The organism is Arthrobacter sp. LT660, from assembly GCF_056172845.1.
The window spans coordinates 2275197-2289339 of sequence record NZ_CM149651.1 but is presented as its reverse complement, the minus strand read 5'-3'; the positions used below and the strand labels follow the sequence as shown (position 1 = coordinate 2289339).

Sequence of the window (14143 nt, the reverse complement as noted above, 5' to 3'; positions counted from 1 at the left end):
TTTCAGTCCAGCAGCGAGTTGATGGGGTCGGCCACGGCCCGCGGGTGGTCCTCCGGGGTGAAGTGCTTGCCGCCGGGAATGCGGATCACCTGGGTCCCCAGGTCGCGGGCCAGACGCTCGCCGTACTCGAGCTTCTGGAAGCGGTCTGCCACGCCCCACACCACCCGCGCGGGCGCCACCCTAAATGAAGCTGCAGATGCGTTCGGCGTCGCAGGTGGCTGGATCGCCGTCGGCCGCGGACCGGTGGTAGTCGGCGACCGTCGCGCGCAGCGCCGTCAGCTCGGCGATCCGCCGGTCCAGATCCTCCAGCTGCCTGGCCAGCAGCCCGCTCTCCTCTCAGAACCGCAGCGTCTTGGCCGTGGTGCCGGTCGCCGCGGCGACTTCCCCGATGCGCATGCCCAGCTTCTCGTCGATGCCGATCGTTGGCAGGGAGTTTCCCGGTGCTTGACCTTCCACCCCAGGGGAAGGTGCAGAGTGGGGGACAGGCCCATCAGAGGAGGGAAAATGAACGACGCTTCGACCGCATCGCACGACGTCGATCTCGCCATCCGCGCCACCGACCTCGGCCAGCGGGTGGCGCTGGTGGAGCGAGGCACCACCGGCGGAACCTGCGTGAACACCGGCTGCGTGCCCTCCAAGGCCCTCTTGGCCGCCGCGGAGGCCCGGCACGTTGCGCTGGACACGAACCGGTTCGCGGGCATCGAAACCAACGCGGGACCGGCCGACATGGCCGAGCTGGTCCGGGGGAAACAGTCGCTGGTGGACTCGCTGCGCGCCGGAAAATACGCCGACTTGATCGACGACTACGGCTGGGACCTCCATCGCGGACAGGCCGCCTTTGCCGGCACCCCGGAGGCGCCCGAAGTCCGGGCGGCCGACGCCCGCGGCAACCACAGCATTCTCCGCGCGCGGCACTACCTCGTGGCGACCGGCGCGGCACCCTGGGCGCCGGACATCCCCGGGCTGAACGACGTCGACTACCTCACCTCCACCACGGCGATGGACCTCGACGAGGTCCCGGAGTCGCTCGTGGTGGTCGGCGGCGGTTACGTGGCCTTGGAACAGGCGCAACTGTTCGCGAGGCTCGGATCGAAAGTCACGATGCTGGTGCGCTCCCGGCTGGCCTCTGCGGAGGAGCAGGAGGCCTCCGACGCCCTGCTGGGGATTTTCGAAGACGAGGGAATCCGCGTCATCTACCGGGCACAGATCGATTCGGTGCGCCGGGATGCGAACGGCGGCGGCGTCGTCGTCGGGGCCACCGGCGCCGGGAGGTTCGTCGACTATTCGCACCTGCCGCGGGTGGTGTTCACGTCCCCCGGGCGCTGGTGAACCGTGACACGCGCGGCTTCGTCAAGATCGTCGCCGACGGCGTGTACATCGTCTCGGCAGGGATGACCGTGGAACAGATCGGGAACCTGTGGAGCCCCTACCTCACGATGGCCGAGGGCCTGAAGATCGCCGCGCAGTCCTTCCGGACGGACGTCGCGCGTCTGTCCTGCTGCGCCGCCTAACGGCCAGGAACCACCCAACAGACCACCGGCGGTCGACGCCGGCAAGGATTAAGATGCCGCATCCGCAGCAAGGAACTGGGCGCACTGAAGGTGCAGTTCGGCAAGGTCCCCAACATCCATGGCGCTATGGCGCACTCGCCACTCTCGGCCAAGGCCGCGGGCGAGGAGCAAACGGTTACCGGCCGCGAGGGCAAGGTGGACTTGGGCCCGAAGCTCACCGAACTCTCCATCCACGTGAACCTGAACCTGTTCACCACCTACTTCAACCACATGGACCAGACGGATCTGGAGCTGCCGGCGGCACCGGACCTGTAAATCCCCGTTGCCCGCCAAGGCAGGACGTACGATGACGGCAGGGGCCCGGCCGCGGGTCCCCGTCGCCGTGCCGTATCCAACCACGGACCCAGAGCAGGACGGTGTGATCGTTGAGTGCCGAATACCGCGAAACAACGGCAGGACTTGCCGAGATCGCGCACCACTTGCCGCCCCACTTCTTGGAGCGGTCCCTGCGCGCGGATGTGCTGGCCGGGCTGACGTCCATGCCCAAGACGCTGCCGCCCAAGTGGTTCTACGACGACCGCGGAAGCGAGCTGTTCGCACGCATCATGGAGCTGCCGGAGTATTACCCGACGCGTGCCGAACGCGAGATCCTGCAGTTGCACGCGGCAGAGATCGCCGCGGCCCATCCCGCCGAGACCCTGATCGAGCTGGGCTCGGGGTCCTCGACGAAGACCCCCCTGTTGCTGTCGGCGCTGCAGGCCGCCGGCCCGTTGCGCCGGTACGTGCCGGTGGACGTCAGCGACGGCGCGCTGCTGGATGCAGGCGCCCGGCTGGCCACGCAGTTTCCGGCCTTGGAACTCAGGCCGGTGGCGGCCGACTTCGAGCACCAGTTGCACGTCCTGCCCCGCGAGGGAAGCCGCATGGTGGCCTTCCTCGGAGGGACCATCGGCAACTTCGACCCGGAGCAGCGGGCCCGCTTCCTTGCCGGTGTCCACGACCTGCTGGGCGCGGACGGCGGCTCCCTGCTGGTCGGCAGCGACCTGATCAAACCGGCCGAGGTGCTGGTTCCGGCCTACAACGATTCGGCGGGCGTCACGGCCGACTTCAACAAGAACGTGCTGCGCGTGCTCAACCGCGAGCTGGGGGCCACCTTCGACGTGGACGCCTTCGAGCACGTGGCGCTGTGGCGAGCGGAGGAGGAACGGATCGAGATGCGGCTCCGTGCCACCTCGCCGCAGACCGTGCCGCTGCCGGGCGTCGGCGTGGAGGTGTCCTTCGCCGAGGGCGAGGAACTGCTGACGGAGATCTCCACGAAGTTCAGCCGCGAGGGCATTTCCGCGGAACTCCGCGACGCCGGCTTTCGGATCTCCGGCCAGTGGTTCGACCCCCTGGAGCGGTACGCGGTCACGCTCGCCGAAGCCGTGCCGGCGTCGTAGGTTCAACGGAAGGAGGGCAGGCCGTGGCTTCCCTGGACGATGCAGAACAGGACCGGCGTCCACTCTCGGAGACGGATGCGGAGATCTACGTCGCATCGGTCTGTTTCAAGACCGGCCCGCCGGGCAAGATCGGCGTGGAAGTCGAGCGCACCGTCCACCGGCAAGGCAAGCCCGCGGACCCCGTCTCTGTGGCGCAGGTGCGCGACGCCGTGGAACCGGCGGGAGGCCGCCTTCCCGGCGGGGGACTCCTCACCTTCGAACCGGGCGGGCAACTGGAAATCAGTTCGGCCTGCGCCGCGGACCTCCCGGGCGTCGTCGCGGCCACGCGCGGAGACCTGGATGACGCCGGGGATCTCCTGCGCCGCACCGGGCTGGAGTTCGGCGACCTGGCGCTGGATGCCCTCCGCCCTCCCGTCCGCACGCTGGACCTTCCCCGCTACGCCGCCATGGAGCGGCAGTTCGATCTGGCCGGCACGGCCGGCCGCACCATGATGTGCTCCACCGCCTCGCTCCAAGTGGCGCTCGACGCAGGCAACGAAGGCACGGGGCCCGACGGCGCCATTGCGCGCTGGCGCCACCTGCACGCCCTGGCCCCCGTAATCACCGCGATGTTCGCGAACTCGCCGTTCGTGCGCGGGGCGCCGAACGGGTGGGCCAGCAACCGGCAGGCCGCCTGGCTCGGGATCGATCCGACCCGCACCGACGCACCCCGGACGCTGGGCGAGGACCCCCGCGGGGACTGGGCCCGCTACGCGCTCGACGCGAACGTGCTGTGCATCCGGCCACGGGACGACGACGACGCCTGGTCCGCGCCCACCGGTCTGACCATGCGCGGCTGGTTGCGCGGGGAGGGGCCGCGGCCCGTTGAGCCGCGGGACCTCGAGTACCACCTCACGACGCTTTTCCCGCCCGTCCGTCCCCGCGGCTTCCTCGAACTGAGGGTGATTGACGCGCAGGCCGGCGGGGACTGGGAAGTCGCAACCGCCGTCGTCGCGGCGTTGGTGGAGGACCCGCGGGCGTCGGCCGCATCGGCGGAGGCGTGCCGCGCGGTTCCGGCCGAGGACGCCACCGCACTGGCCGCCGCCCGGGAGGGAATGACGCGACCGGGGCTGGCCCGCGCCGCCATGCTCTGTGCCGAGGCCGCCTTCGGGGCGCTGCCGCGTCTCGGGGCCGATGCGGCCACGCAATCCCGCGTGGGGGCCTTCATCGAGCGTCTGACCAGCCGGGGCCGCAGCCCCGCCGACGCGGCCGCCGAACACTGGCGGCTTACCGGCCGCATCGAAGCCTTCGATACGGAACATCCCTTCCACAGCGTAAGGAGCGGACATGCAGGCATCTGACGCCACCCCATCCGCCACGCCCGATCCCGCAGCGGTTCCCGCCCCGGCGGAGCTCAGGAACGAACTGGCGAGGCGCCTGGAGCGATCGCGGGCCCGCACTCTGGCGCTGACCGACTACGACGACGGCGAGCTCGTCAAGCAGCATTCGCCCCTGATGTCGCCGCTGGTCTGGGACCTGGCGCACGTCGGCAGCCAAGAGGAGCTGTGGCTGGTGCGCGACGTCGGCGGGCGGCCGCCGCTGCGCGGCGACATCGACGAGATGTACGACGCCTTCCAGCATCCGCGCAGCACCCGCCCAACCCTGCCGCTGCTGTCTCCGGACGAATCCCGGCGGTATCTCGCCGAGGTGCGGGACAAGGCCCTGGACATCCTCGACCGGACCCCGCTGGAGGGCACACCGCTGCTGGAGAACGGGTTCGCGTTCGGCATGATCGTCCAGCACGAGCAGCAGCACGCCGAGACGATGCTCGCGACCCATCAGCTCCGCGACGGGGACCGGATCCTGCCCCAGACCCCTTTGCCGGACACCCGCGGCACGGCGTCCCTGCGGTCGGAGACCCGGCCGCCGGAGGCGCTGGTGCCGGGCGGTTCGTTCGACATGGGCACTTCGGTGGAGCCGTGGGCGCTGGACAACGAGCGTCCCGCGCACGCCGTGGAGGTTCCGGCCTACTGGATCGACACGGCGCCCGTGACCAACGGCATGTACCTGCGCTTCATGGGGGCCGGCGGCTACACGAACCCCTCCTGGTGGCATGCCGATGGCTGGCGGCACGTCAAGGAAGCCTGCCTCGGCGCCCCGAAATACTGGCACCGGTCCGACGGCGAGTGGCTGCGGACGCGGTTCGGCGCCGTAGAGCCCGTCCCCGTCGACGAGCCCGTCCAACACGTCTGCTGGTACGAGGCGGACGCCTACGCCCGCTGGGCCGGGCGCCGGCTGCCCACGGAAGCCGAGTGGGAGAAGGCCGCGCGCTTCGACCCCGCGAGCGGGCGGTCCCGCCGATACCCCTGGGGCGACGCCGAACCGGCGCCCGGGCAGGCGAACCTGGGTGGATCCGCGCTGCGGCCCGCACCGGCCGGTTCCTATCCGGGGGGTGCGTCCGCTCTGGGCGTCCGGCAAATGGTGGGCGACGTCTGGGAGTGGACCGCCAGCGACTTCGGCCCCTATCCGGGTTTCAGGGCCTTTCCGTACGCGGAGTACAGCGAGGTGTTCTTCGGTTCGGACCACAAGGTGCTCCGCGGAGGCTCCTGGGCCACGGACCCGGCCGCCAGCCGGGCCACCTTCCGCAACTGGGACTATCCGATCCGCCGCCAGATCTTCGCCGGGTGCCGCACCGCGCGCGACGCCGGGCCGGAAGAGGTGGCCTAGGCATGTGCAGGCACCTGGCGTTCCTCGGCCCCTCCACGTCCCTTGCCGACGTCGTGCTGGCGCCGGAGCACGGGCTGCTGAAACAGTCGTGGGCTCCGCGGATGCAGAGGTTCGGCACCGTCAACGCCGACGGATTCGGGGTGGGTTGGTATGCGGACGGGGACCCGCGGCCCGCTCGCTACCGGCGCGCGGTGCCGATGTGGGCGGATCCGTCTTTCGCCGACGTCGCCCGGGTCACCAGGACCACGGCGGCGCTCGCCGCGGTGCGCTCGGCCACCGTCGGGACGACGCAGGACGAGTCCGCGGCGGCCCCCTATGCCGACGGGCCGTGGCTGTTCAGCCACAACGGCCGCATCGAGGGGTGGCCCGCGGCGATGGAGGCGATCGCGGGGGAGATCCCCGCCACCCGCCTCCTGGGATTGGAAGCCCAGGTGGATTCCGCTCTGGTCTGGGCGCTGGTGCTTGAGGCGTTGGCCGCCGGTCAACCCCCGGAGGCGGCCCTGGCCGGGGCCGCCTCGAAGGTGCTGGAACATGCGCCCGCGCGCCTGAACCTGTTGCTTACCGACGGGCGGAGTATCGCGGCGACCGCCGTCGGGGACACCCTCTTCTGGCGCTCGGGCGGGAACGGCACCACGGTGGCGAGCGAACCCACCGACGACGGACCCGGTTGGCACCCCGTCCCGGACAACTCGGTGCTCACCGCAACGGACGACCAGGTGGACGTGCGTCCGCTGGAGTTTGTGCAGTCTTGAGCCGGCGCCCTATTTCTTGGTGCGCCGGCTTCCGCCGTGCCAGTCCTCCTGCGTTCCGACGTCGTCGGGTCCACGCCGAGCCCCGCAGCCGAGGCAGCTCCCGCAGGCTGCGCTTGAGCTCCGCGAAGCCGGGAAACCGGGCCAGCCCCACCCCGTGGTCCCAGAGTTCGGCGGCCTCGTCTTCCCGGGGTGGCCTGCTGATCACCGGACCGAGGAGCGCCACGCCCTCCGGGGGCTGGAAGTGGATGATCGGGGTCCCCACGTCCTTCCCGGTGAGGCCGAGCGCCTGCTCGGTCTCGGCGGCGAGCACCGCGTCCAACGACTCGTCCTCCAGCGCGGCGGGAAGGCAGGCCTCCGCCAGCGCGTGTTCCAGGAATTCGCGCGTGCCACGGCGGTCCAGGCCGGACGCCTCGATCCCATCCGCGGGTTCGGAATCGAAGATGCGTCCGCCGAGTGCGGAGTACAGCCGGGCCACCGCGTCCGGCCCGTGGTCCTCGCGTGCGCGCGCGGCCACCCGGAGCAGGCGCAGACCGGCGGTGTGTCCGGCCTCGTATTCCGCCGGGAAGCGCGAGGCGTAGTCGATGTCCGCCTGTTTCATGCGTCGGTCCCCGGCTTGCCTCGGTTGGTCATGGGTTGCTTCCCCACCCTCACCGCGGCAGGCCGCGGTGTCAACGAATCCCGGAGTAGGCATCGAGGGCGTGCCGCCGGGATTCCTTGAGGTCCACCAGCGGCTCGGGGTAGGAGGGCAAGAGCATCTCCGGCACCCAGCACGCCACGTAGGCGCCGTCGGGATCGAACCGCTTCGCTTGGGTCTGAGGGTTGAAAATGCGGAAAAACGGTGCGGCGTCGGCGCCGGACCCGGCCACCCACTGCCAGCTTGCGGGGTTGGTCGCGGCGTCCGCGTCCACAAGGGTTTCCCAGAACCACTGTTCGCCGACCCGCCAGTGGACGCCGAGGTTCTTGGCCAGGAAACTGGCCGAGACCATGCGCACCCTGTTGTGCATCCATCCGGTGGCCCACAGCTGGCGCTGGCCGGCGTCGACCAGCGGGATGCCGGTCAGCCCGGCCTTCCACGCGGACACCGGGTCCAAGCCCTCCGCGCGGGATACCGCCGCGGGATCGGCGGGATCGGTCCGATCCGAGGGCGCCGCGTTCGGGCCCCGCAGGATGTCCGGCGTGTGGGATCCGGGTTCCTTGGGCCACTCCCAGGGGAAGGCATCGAACTCCGGGCGAAGGTTCTCCGTCGCCAGGTCCGGATGGTGGTAGAGCTGGTGCCAACAGAACTCCCGCCAGCCGATTTCCGCCCCGAAGACCCCCGCCCCGGGGCCGTCCCCACGCACCGCCCCCAGCCGGTGCCAGACCTGGAACGGGCTGACGTGGCCCCAGCGCAGGTAGGGGGAAAGCCTGCTGGTCCCGGGGCGGTCTGGCCGGTCCCGGCCGTCGGCGTAGTCGCGCACCGGCCCGTCGAGAAAGTCGTCCAATGCCCGCAGGCCCGCCGTTTCGCCGGGCGCCCAGGCCTCCGACAGGCCTGCCGACCAGTCGGGCCGCCGGGGAAGCAGTCCCCAACCGGCGAGATCGTCGCCGGCGGGCGCGGAAGACGCGGGCATCGCCACTGGTCCCGGCGCGTCCAGCGGCGCGCGGAAGTCCTGCGCGGACACCGTTTTCCAGAACGGCGTGAACACCCGATACGGGTTTCCCTGCCCGGTGCGCACCGTCCACGGCTCGTGCAGCAGCGAGGCCTGGAAACTCTCGGCGTGGACGCCCGCCGCGCCGGCCCAGTCCTTGACGGCGGCGTCGGCCGCCCGTTCCGGTCCGCCGTACCTTCGGTTCCAAAACAGCTGGTCCGCCCCGGCGTCCGCGGCGAAGGAGGGGACGACGTCGGCCGCCGCTCCCCGGCGCAGCACCAGTGGGATTCCCAGCGCCTCGAGGTCCGTGCGCAGGGCCTCCAGCCCGTGGTGCAGCCACCATTTCGCGGCCGCGCCCAGGGGCCGGACGCCCGGCGACACCTCGTCGAGGACGTACAGCGCCACGGCGTCGCCCTGGTGGGCGGCGGCGAGCAGGGCGGGGTGGTCCGCCGTGCGCAGGTCGTCGCGGAACCACACGATGGCGGCCATGTTCGGGTCCTTTCGCGGTGGATGGGAACGGGCGGGACAACCGGCGGCCTAGCGGACAGCCGCGTACCAGATGAGCAGCATGGTCACGAGGAATCCCGTGAGGTAGTTGAGCCAGAGGAACCGCCGCCAGCCGGCGTTCGCCGCGGGAGACCCGGCGTCGTCGAGCCGCGCGAACGGCAGCACGTTCGCCAGATACGGCAGGGCGAGCAGCGCCGCCAGCGGTCCCGGCCACTGCGCCCCCAGCATCAGCAGGCCCGCGGCCGCATACGCCCCCGCCGCGGCCAGCACGGTCCGGCGCGCGCCGAGCACGGTGCCGATGGAGCCGATCCCGGCCTCGCGGTCCGGCACGATGTCCTGCACCGCGCCGAACGCGTGGCTGGCCATGCCCCACAGGAAGTACGCCGCCAGCAGGCACCACAGGCCCGGCGTGTAGTGCGCGCCGGCCAGCGCCAGGCCGTATGCGGCGGGGGAGACGAAGTGCGTGCTGGAGGTGGCGGAGTCCAGGAAGGGCCGCTCCTTGAAGCGCAGCCCCGGGGCGCTGTACGCGTAGACGGCGAACAGGCTCGCCAGCAGGACCAGGTTCGCGGTCCACGAGCCCACCAGCGCCAACACCGCCACGAACGGCACGACGGCGACCGCCGACGCCCACAGGATGGTCCGGTGCCGCGAACGGTCCACGACGGCGCCCTCCGCGCCGCCCTTGCGCGGGTTGCGGAGATCCGACTCGTAGTCGAACACGTCGTTCACGCCGTACATCGCCAGGTTGTACGGGAGCAGGAAGAACACCGTGCCGAGGACCAGGATCCAGTCGATCCCGCCGGTGGCCAGCAGGTAGGCGGCCGCGAACGGGTATGCGGTGTTGACCCAGGACACGGGGCGCGAGGTCGCGATGAGGTCCCTCACCGGCCGGCCCCGTCCCGCGGCGCGAGCAGCATCCACAGCGCCGGCAGCAGGATCGCGGCGCCGAGCGGGTAGGCGAAGTCCTCGATCGGCGCCAGGCCGATGCGGATCCCGGTGAGCGCGTCGCCGCCGTAGTCGAACAGGCCGGAGGCGATCATCACGTTGTCGAACACGGCGGTGAGCACGAAGAGCGCACCCACGGACAGTGCGACGGCGGCCGGCGCCCCGCGGCGGATCCGCCGGGCCGCCCAGGCGGCGATCCACGCCAGCGCGGCGAGGCCGAGGAACACGGAGTTGAGCGCCAGGAACGTCACGGTCGGGCCTCCCGTCCGGCGTCGCGGTGCCGGAGCCAGACCAGCGCTCCGGCGAAGAGGATCATGGTCTGGTAGCAGAGGAAGGCCAGGAAGAACGCCTCCTCCAGCGGGAACTGCTCGCCGAGCATGATCCCCGTCATCAGCGGGGAGTCGCGGTGCAGGAAGATCCCCTCGGCGATCGCCCACACGTCCCACGCTGAGAAGTAGGCGACGCCCGCGGCCATGACCACCGCGGCCCGCCCGGGCCGGTGGAAGAAGAACAGGCGGAAGCGGGCGTCAAGCAGCGCCATGCACCCCAGCAGCGCGACGAGCACCAGAAGATATGTCATGCCGGCTCCGGCAGCGGTCCCGCGGTCCGGTCCCCGCGCATCGCCTTGAGGATCAACTCGGCGCTGATCATGCACATGGGAACGCCGACTCCCGGCCGTACGGAGCTGCCGGCGTAGAGCAGGCCGGAGACCTTGCGGCTGCGGATACCCGGCCGCAGAAACGCGGACTGCCGCAGGGTGTGGGCGGCGCCGAGGGCGCTGCCGCGCCAGGCGTTGACGTTCCGCGCGAAGTCGGCCGGTCCGTACGTGCGGCGCACGGCGATGCGTTCGCGCAGGTTCCCGACCCCGGTCCATGCGGCCAGCTGGTCGATCGCGGCGTCCGCCACCCGCTCCACCCGCGGCGACCCGCCGCCGTCGTGCCCGCCGCTTCCCCAGGACTCGTCCGCGGGGGAGGGGACCAGGATGAACAGGTTCTCGTCTCCGGCGGGCGCCACGGCGTCGTCGGTCGCGCTGGGGCGGCAGACGTAGATGGACGTCTCGTCGGCGAGGTCGCGCCCGGCCTCGATCCGGCCGAAGTTCTCGCGCCAGTCGGAGGTGAAGAGCAGGTTGTGGTGGGCGAGTTCGGGCAGGCCGCCGCGGATGCCCAGGCAAACCAGCACGGCGCTGGGCCCGGAATCGCGGCGCCGCCACGCCTTCTCCGGATGGGTGCGCAGGCGCTCGGGCAGCAGCTCGGTCTCCACGTGGTGCAGGTCCGCGGCCGCGACGACCGTTCCCGCCTCCTGGCGGTGCGTGGCGCCGTCGTCGGACGCCCAGAGGACGCCGGCGACGCGCTCGCCGTCGGGTCCCGGCGCCGTCTCGATGCCGCGCACCGTGGCGCCCGTGGTGATCCGGACGCCGGCGTCGCGCGCCACGCGTTCCATGGCGTCGACCAGCGCGGCGAACCCTCCGCGCGGGTACAGCACGCCGTCGGCCAGGTCCAGGTGGCTCATCAGGTGGTACATCGCGGGCGCCCGGAACGGCGTGGTCCCGAGGAACACCGCGGGGTAGCCCAGCAGCTGGCGTTGTCGCGGGTCCTTGAAGCTTCCAGACACGAAGGAGGCCAGCGGCTGCAGCAGCAGCCGGCCCAGGCGGCCGACGCGGGAAACGACGGCGGGGCGCAGCAGCCCTCGCAGGCTGGCGAAGTCGTCGTAGAGGAAGTGCGCCTTGGCCAGGCGGTAGGTCTCCGCGGCGGAATCGAGGTACCGGCCGAGCCGGGCGCCCGATCCGGCGTCCATGGACTCGAACAGGGCGGCGGACCGTTCGCGCCCGCTGAGCACGTCGACCGGCGCCCGGTGCCCCTCGAACCACGTCCGGTAGGCCGGCTCCAGCGGCACCAGATCCAGTTCGGCGGCCGCGCTGGTGCCCATCAGGGCGAACCAGTGGTCGATCACCTCCGGCATCAGGTACCACGACGGCCCGGTGTCGAAGCGGAAGCCGTCCTTCTCCCACCGCCCGGCGCGGCCGCCGAGCCCGTCGTTTTTCTCCAGCAGCACGGTGTCGTGCCCCTCGCGTGCGAGCAGACCGGCCGTGGCGAGCCCGGCGATGCCGCCGCCGATGACCACGCAGGGCCCGTCCGGTGCCGTCACCGTCGTGATCCGAGCGCCGGCTGCAGGGCGAGGACCCGAACGGCGACCGCGGCCTTCGCGGCGGCGGGCACGCGGATCCGTCCGGAGCACAGGCGGGCGGCCGGCGCGCGGTCCAGCCGGCCGACGAGTTCCGCGAAGAGTCCGTGGGCCAGGGCCACGGCCCGGCGCGCTCCCGGCGCGAGGAGCGCGATGCCGGCCTCTGCGGCGGCGAGGTCGGCGCGGATGTCCGCGACCAGTTCGGCCTTGCGGGCGTCGTCGATCTCCCCGGCGGAGGCGCCCGGGAAGTAGGAGCGGCCCAGCTCTCCACCGTCGGCCGCGAGATCGCGCAGGAAGTTGACCTTCTGGAACGCGGCGCCGAGGCGGGTGGCCGCGTGCTGGAGCTCGGCGTCGTGCCCGCGGACGGCCCCGGGCATGGACTGGAACACGCGCAGGCACATCAGGCCCACCACCTCCGCCGAGCCGTGGATGTACTCGCCCAGCGAGTCGTCCGTATGCCGGGAGGTGCTGATGTCCGCGCGCATCGACGCGAAGAAGGGGCGGGTCAGCTCGGTGCCGATCCCGTGGGCGCGGGCCGTGGCCGTGAAGGCATGCACGGCCAGGTTGGTGCTGTAGCCGCAGGCCAGGGCGGACTCCGTCTCGCGTTCCAGGGTGTCGAGCTGGGCCGCGACGGCCTCCGGGTCCAGTCCCGCGGCGGCCGCGGCGCCGTCCACCGCCTCGTCGGCGATGCGCACCAGCGCGTAGATGTTCTCGACGCCGCGGCGCGCGTCCCCGCCGAGCAGGCGGCAGGCCATGCCGAACGACGTCGAATAGCAGGAGATGACGACGCCGGCGCTGCGCGTCGCTGCGTCCGTATACCGTCCCAGCGGACCGAGGGTCTTCATGGTTCTACTGCTCCCGGTTCAGGACGTGGCGGGCGATGGATTCGAGTTCGGCGTGGCGGGCGGGATCCAGGCCGAGGCCGGCGGCCTCCTCGAGTGCGGCCGAGACGAGGCTCGCGGCCAGCTCGCGGGCACGGGACTCGGCGCCGCTGGCCCGCAGGGCTTCGCGCACCGGCGCCACGCCGGACTCCGAGCGCCGCAAGGCCTCCCACGCGGCGGTGAATTCCGGGTCGGTGGACGCGAAGGCCGTGAGCACGGTGCGCTTGCCGCGGCGGAGGTCCGACTCGACGGACTTGCCGGTGGTCGCCGGGTCGCCGAAGGTGCCCAGCACGTCGTCGACCACCTGGTAGGCCGTGCCGATGCGGCGGCCGATCGATCCCAACCGGGCGGCGTCGGCCTCCTCGGCGCCGGCCAGCAGCGCGCCCGCGTGCAGCGGCGCCTCGAACGAGTAGGCGGCCGTCTTGAGCCGTTCCATGGTCAGCACCTGGTCGAGTTCCACGGCCTCGGGCGCCAGCGAGAACAGGAGGTCGTCCAGCTCGCCGGCCGCGGACGCCTGGATGGCGCCGTGGACGACGTCGACGATCTCGCCGGTCCGGCCGACCGCGGCCCCGGCGGTCGCCGCTAGCTTGACCGCTCCCGCGAGCAGCAGGTCCCCGGCGATGATTGACGCGGAGTGCCCGGCGTGCTCGGCCTCCTCGCGGCCGAACCCGGCGCGCGCCGCCTCGTCCCGGTACAGGGCGCCGACCGTGGGCGCGCCGCGACGGACGAAGTCGCGGTCGATGACGTCGTCGTGCACCAGCAGGGCCGCGTGCAGCATCTCGAAGGCGGCGCCCAGCCGGGCGCACGAGCAGTGGTCCGTGCCGCCGTAGGCCCGGAATCCGAAGTGGACCAGCCGCGGGCGCAGCCACTTGCCGCCCGCGACCGTGCCCGCAAGCCGGGACCAGAGCGTTTCGAAGTTGGTCGAGGCGATGCCGGGGTGCCGGCGCGAGGCGCGGACCTCGGCCTCGAGCTCGCGCCGGACGGCGGCGCGGTAGTCCTCGGTGCGGGTCAGTTCCATGCCAGGCCGCCACTGTCGGCATCCGGTTCTTCCGCCTCGGCCATTTCGGCGGCGCGATCCTTCATGGCGGCAACGACGGAGTCGAGGTAGGCCACGACGGCGGCCTGGCCGGCGTCGTCCATGTCGGACACGACCGTGTCCGTTTCCAGAATCATCGGCATGAGCTGCTCCATGGTCTCGCGGATGGTGGACTCCGTCGGCTCCACCAGCCAGCGGCGCCGGTCGGTGGCGTGCGGAACACGCCGGGCGTGTCCCGCCGCCACCAGCCTATCCACGACGGTGGTCGTTGCGGCACCGGTGAGGTGCACGGCGCGGGCGAGTTCGCCCGGGCTCATCGAACGGGCGCGCATCAGGTGCTGCAGGGCCTGGAAGTCGGTCTCGTTGATGTCCAGGTGGAGCCGCATCCGGTATTCCATGAGCTCGTTCAACACCAGGACCTCGCGCAGACGGTGGCTGGCCGCGTGCACGCGGGGAGGAGTGAAGGCGGCCCGTTCCGGTTCCATGCTCCCCTTCAAGGTAGTTAGAATTTCTAGAGACATACTCGTGGAATGACATTGATTTGTCGAGCGACGGCCGGTAGA

At 71.7% G+C, this 14143-nt stretch carries 16 protein-coding genes and 1 pseudogene; 7 read left to right on the top strand and 10 right to left on the bottom strand.

What is annotated here, in order from left to right:
• Window positions 1–2: 2 nt before the first annotated feature.
• On the bottom strand, window positions 3–152 hold the full coding sequence (locus AC0QSG_RS10585; RefSeq protein ID WP_475375333.1) for an alpha/beta fold hydrolase: 150 nt from the start codon (window positions 150–152) through the stop codon (window positions 3–5).
• A gap of 352 nt (window positions 153–504) precedes the next feature.
• On the opposite strand from AC0QSG_RS10585, the pseudogene AC0QSG_RS10580 reads away from it, so the two are divergent.
• The 7 genes and pseudogenes from AC0QSG_RS10580 to egtC form a co-directional block, all read left to right on the top strand.
• Window positions 505–1269, top strand: a pseudogene (locus AC0QSG_RS10580) (FAD-dependent oxidoreductase); the annotation flags it as partial.
• Window positions 1270–1325: 56 nt separating this feature from the next.
• Window positions 1326–1511: a hypothetical protein gene (locus tag AC0QSG_RS10575; protein ID WP_475375332.1), complete on the top strand. Its 186-nt coding sequence runs from the start codon at window positions 1326–1328 to the stop codon at window positions 1509–1511.
• 90 nt (window positions 1512–1601) lie between these two features.
• Entirely contained in the window at window positions 1602–1826 is a 225-nt protein-coding gene (locus AC0QSG_RS10570; RefSeq protein WP_475375331.1) for a hypothetical protein, read from the top strand.
• Window positions 1827–1936: 110 nt separating this feature from the next.
• On the top strand, window positions 1937–2947 hold the full coding sequence (gene egtD / locus AC0QSG_RS10565) for an L-histidine N(alpha)-methyltransferase (RefSeq protein WP_475375330.1): 1011 nt from the start codon (window positions 1937–1939) through the stop codon (window positions 2945–2947).
• A 23-nt stretch (window positions 2948–2970) separates the two neighbouring features.
• The gene (locus tag AC0QSG_RS10560) at window positions 2971–4287 is read left to right on the top strand and encodes a glutamate-cysteine ligase family protein (protein WP_475375329.1); all 1317 of its coding nucleotides are present in this window, start codon (window positions 2971–2973) and stop codon (window positions 4285–4287) included.
• Complete coding sequence (gene egtB, locus AC0QSG_RS10555) at window positions 4274–5653, top strand: ergothioneine biosynthesis protein EgtB (protein ID WP_475375328.1); 1380 nt, start codon at window positions 4274–4276, stop codon at window positions 5651–5653. The genes AC0QSG_RS10560 and egtB overlap by 14 nt, the downstream gene beginning before the upstream one ends.
• A 2-nt stretch (window positions 5654–5655) precedes the next feature.
• Window positions 5656–6405, top strand: a complete 750-nt coding sequence (gene egtC, locus AC0QSG_RS10550) for an ergothioneine biosynthesis protein EgtC (RefSeq protein ID WP_475375327.1) — start codon at window positions 5656–5658, stop codon at window positions 6403–6405.
• Here the strand turns inward: egtC and AC0QSG_RS10545 are convergent.
• The 9 genes from AC0QSG_RS10545 to AC0QSG_RS10505 form a co-directional block, all read right to left on the bottom strand.
• Window positions 6350–7003 (bottom strand): mycothiol-dependent nitroreductase Rv2466c family protein, encoded by a 654-nt coding sequence (locus tag AC0QSG_RS10545; protein WP_475375326.1) that lies wholly within the window; start codon window positions 7001–7003, stop codon window positions 6350–6352. The two genes, egtC and AC0QSG_RS10545, sit on opposite strands and share 56 nt — an antisense overlap.
• A gap of 70 nt (window positions 7004–7073) precedes the next feature.
• On the bottom strand, window positions 7074–8519 hold the full coding sequence (locus AC0QSG_RS10540; RefSeq protein WP_475375325.1) for a cryptochrome/photolyase family protein: 1446 nt from the start codon (window positions 8517–8519) through the stop codon (window positions 7074–7076).
• A gap of 48 nt (window positions 8520–8567) precedes the next feature.
• Window positions 8568–9422, bottom strand: coding sequence for a prenyltransferase (locus tag AC0QSG_RS10535; protein ID WP_475375324.1), 855 nt, complete (start codon window positions 9420–9422; stop codon window positions 8568–8570).
• On the bottom strand, window positions 9419–9733 hold the full coding sequence (locus AC0QSG_RS10530) for a lycopene cyclase domain-containing protein (RefSeq protein WP_475375323.1): 315 nt from the start codon (window positions 9731–9733) through the stop codon (window positions 9419–9421). The genes AC0QSG_RS10535 and AC0QSG_RS10530 overlap by 4 nt, the downstream gene beginning before the upstream one ends.
• Window positions 9730–10062, bottom strand: coding sequence for a lycopene cyclase domain-containing protein (locus AC0QSG_RS10525; protein WP_475375322.1), 333 nt, complete (start codon window positions 10060–10062; stop codon window positions 9730–9732). Before AC0QSG_RS10525 ends, AC0QSG_RS10530 begins: the two co-directional genes overlap by 4 nt.
• Window positions 10059–11627: a phytoene desaturase family protein gene (crtI, locus tag AC0QSG_RS10520; protein WP_475375321.1), complete on the bottom strand. Its 1569-nt coding sequence runs from the start codon at window positions 11625–11627 to the stop codon at window positions 10059–10061. The genes AC0QSG_RS10525 and crtI overlap by 4 nt, the downstream gene beginning before the upstream one ends.
• Window positions 11624–12508 carry a phytoene/squalene synthase family protein gene (locus AC0QSG_RS10515; protein WP_475375320.1) on the bottom strand — a complete coding sequence of 295 codons (885 nt, stop codon included), beginning with the start codon at window positions 12506–12508 and terminating at the stop codon, window positions 11624–11626. The genes crtI and AC0QSG_RS10515 overlap by 4 nt, the downstream gene beginning before the upstream one ends.
• 4 nt (window positions 12509–12512) lie before the next feature.
• Window positions 12513–13562, bottom strand: a complete 1050-nt coding sequence (locus tag AC0QSG_RS10510; RefSeq protein WP_475375319.1) for a polyprenyl synthetase family protein — start codon at window positions 13560–13562, stop codon at window positions 12513–12515.
• Complete coding sequence (locus AC0QSG_RS10505; RefSeq protein ID WP_475375318.1) at window positions 13553–14065, bottom strand: MarR family winged helix-turn-helix transcriptional regulator; 513 nt, start codon at window positions 14063–14065, stop codon at window positions 13553–13555. The genes AC0QSG_RS10510 and AC0QSG_RS10505 overlap by 10 nt, the downstream gene beginning before the upstream one ends.
• Window positions 14066–14143 lie beyond the last annotated feature (78 nt).

Excerpts from the sequence above, each read along its gene's own strand:
- egtB (WP_475375328.1), top strand. The coding sequence starts at position 4,274 with ATGCAGGCATCTGACGCCACCCCATCCGCCACGCCCGATCCCGCAGCG.
- egtC (WP_475375327.1), top strand. The coding sequence starts at position 5,656 with ATGTGCAGGCACCTGGCGTTCCTCGGCCCCTCCACGTCCCTTGCCGAC.
- AC0QSG_RS10545 (WP_475375326.1), bottom strand. The coding sequence starts at position 7,003 with ATGAAACAGGCGGACATCGACTACGCCTCGCGCTTCCCGGCGGAATAC.
- AC0QSG_RS10540 (WP_475375325.1), bottom strand. The coding sequence starts at position 8,519 with ATGGCCGCCATCGTGTGGTTCCGCGACGACCTGCGCACGGCGGACCAC.
- AC0QSG_RS10525 (WP_475375322.1), bottom strand. The coding sequence starts at position 10,062 with ATGACATATCTTCTGGTGCTCGTCGCGCTGCTGGGGTGCATGGCGCTG.
- AC0QSG_RS10515 (WP_475375320.1), bottom strand. The coding sequence starts at position 12,508 with ATGAAGACCCTCGGTCCGCTGGGACGGTATACGGACGCAGCGACGCGC.
- AC0QSG_RS10510 (WP_475375319.1), bottom strand. The coding sequence starts at position 13,562 with ATGGAACTGACCCGCACCGAGGACTACCGCGCCGCCGTCCGGCGCGAG.
- AC0QSG_RS10505 (WP_475375318.1), bottom strand. The coding sequence starts at position 14,065 with ATGGAACCGGAACGGGCCGCCTTCACTCCTCCCCGCGTGCACGCGGCC.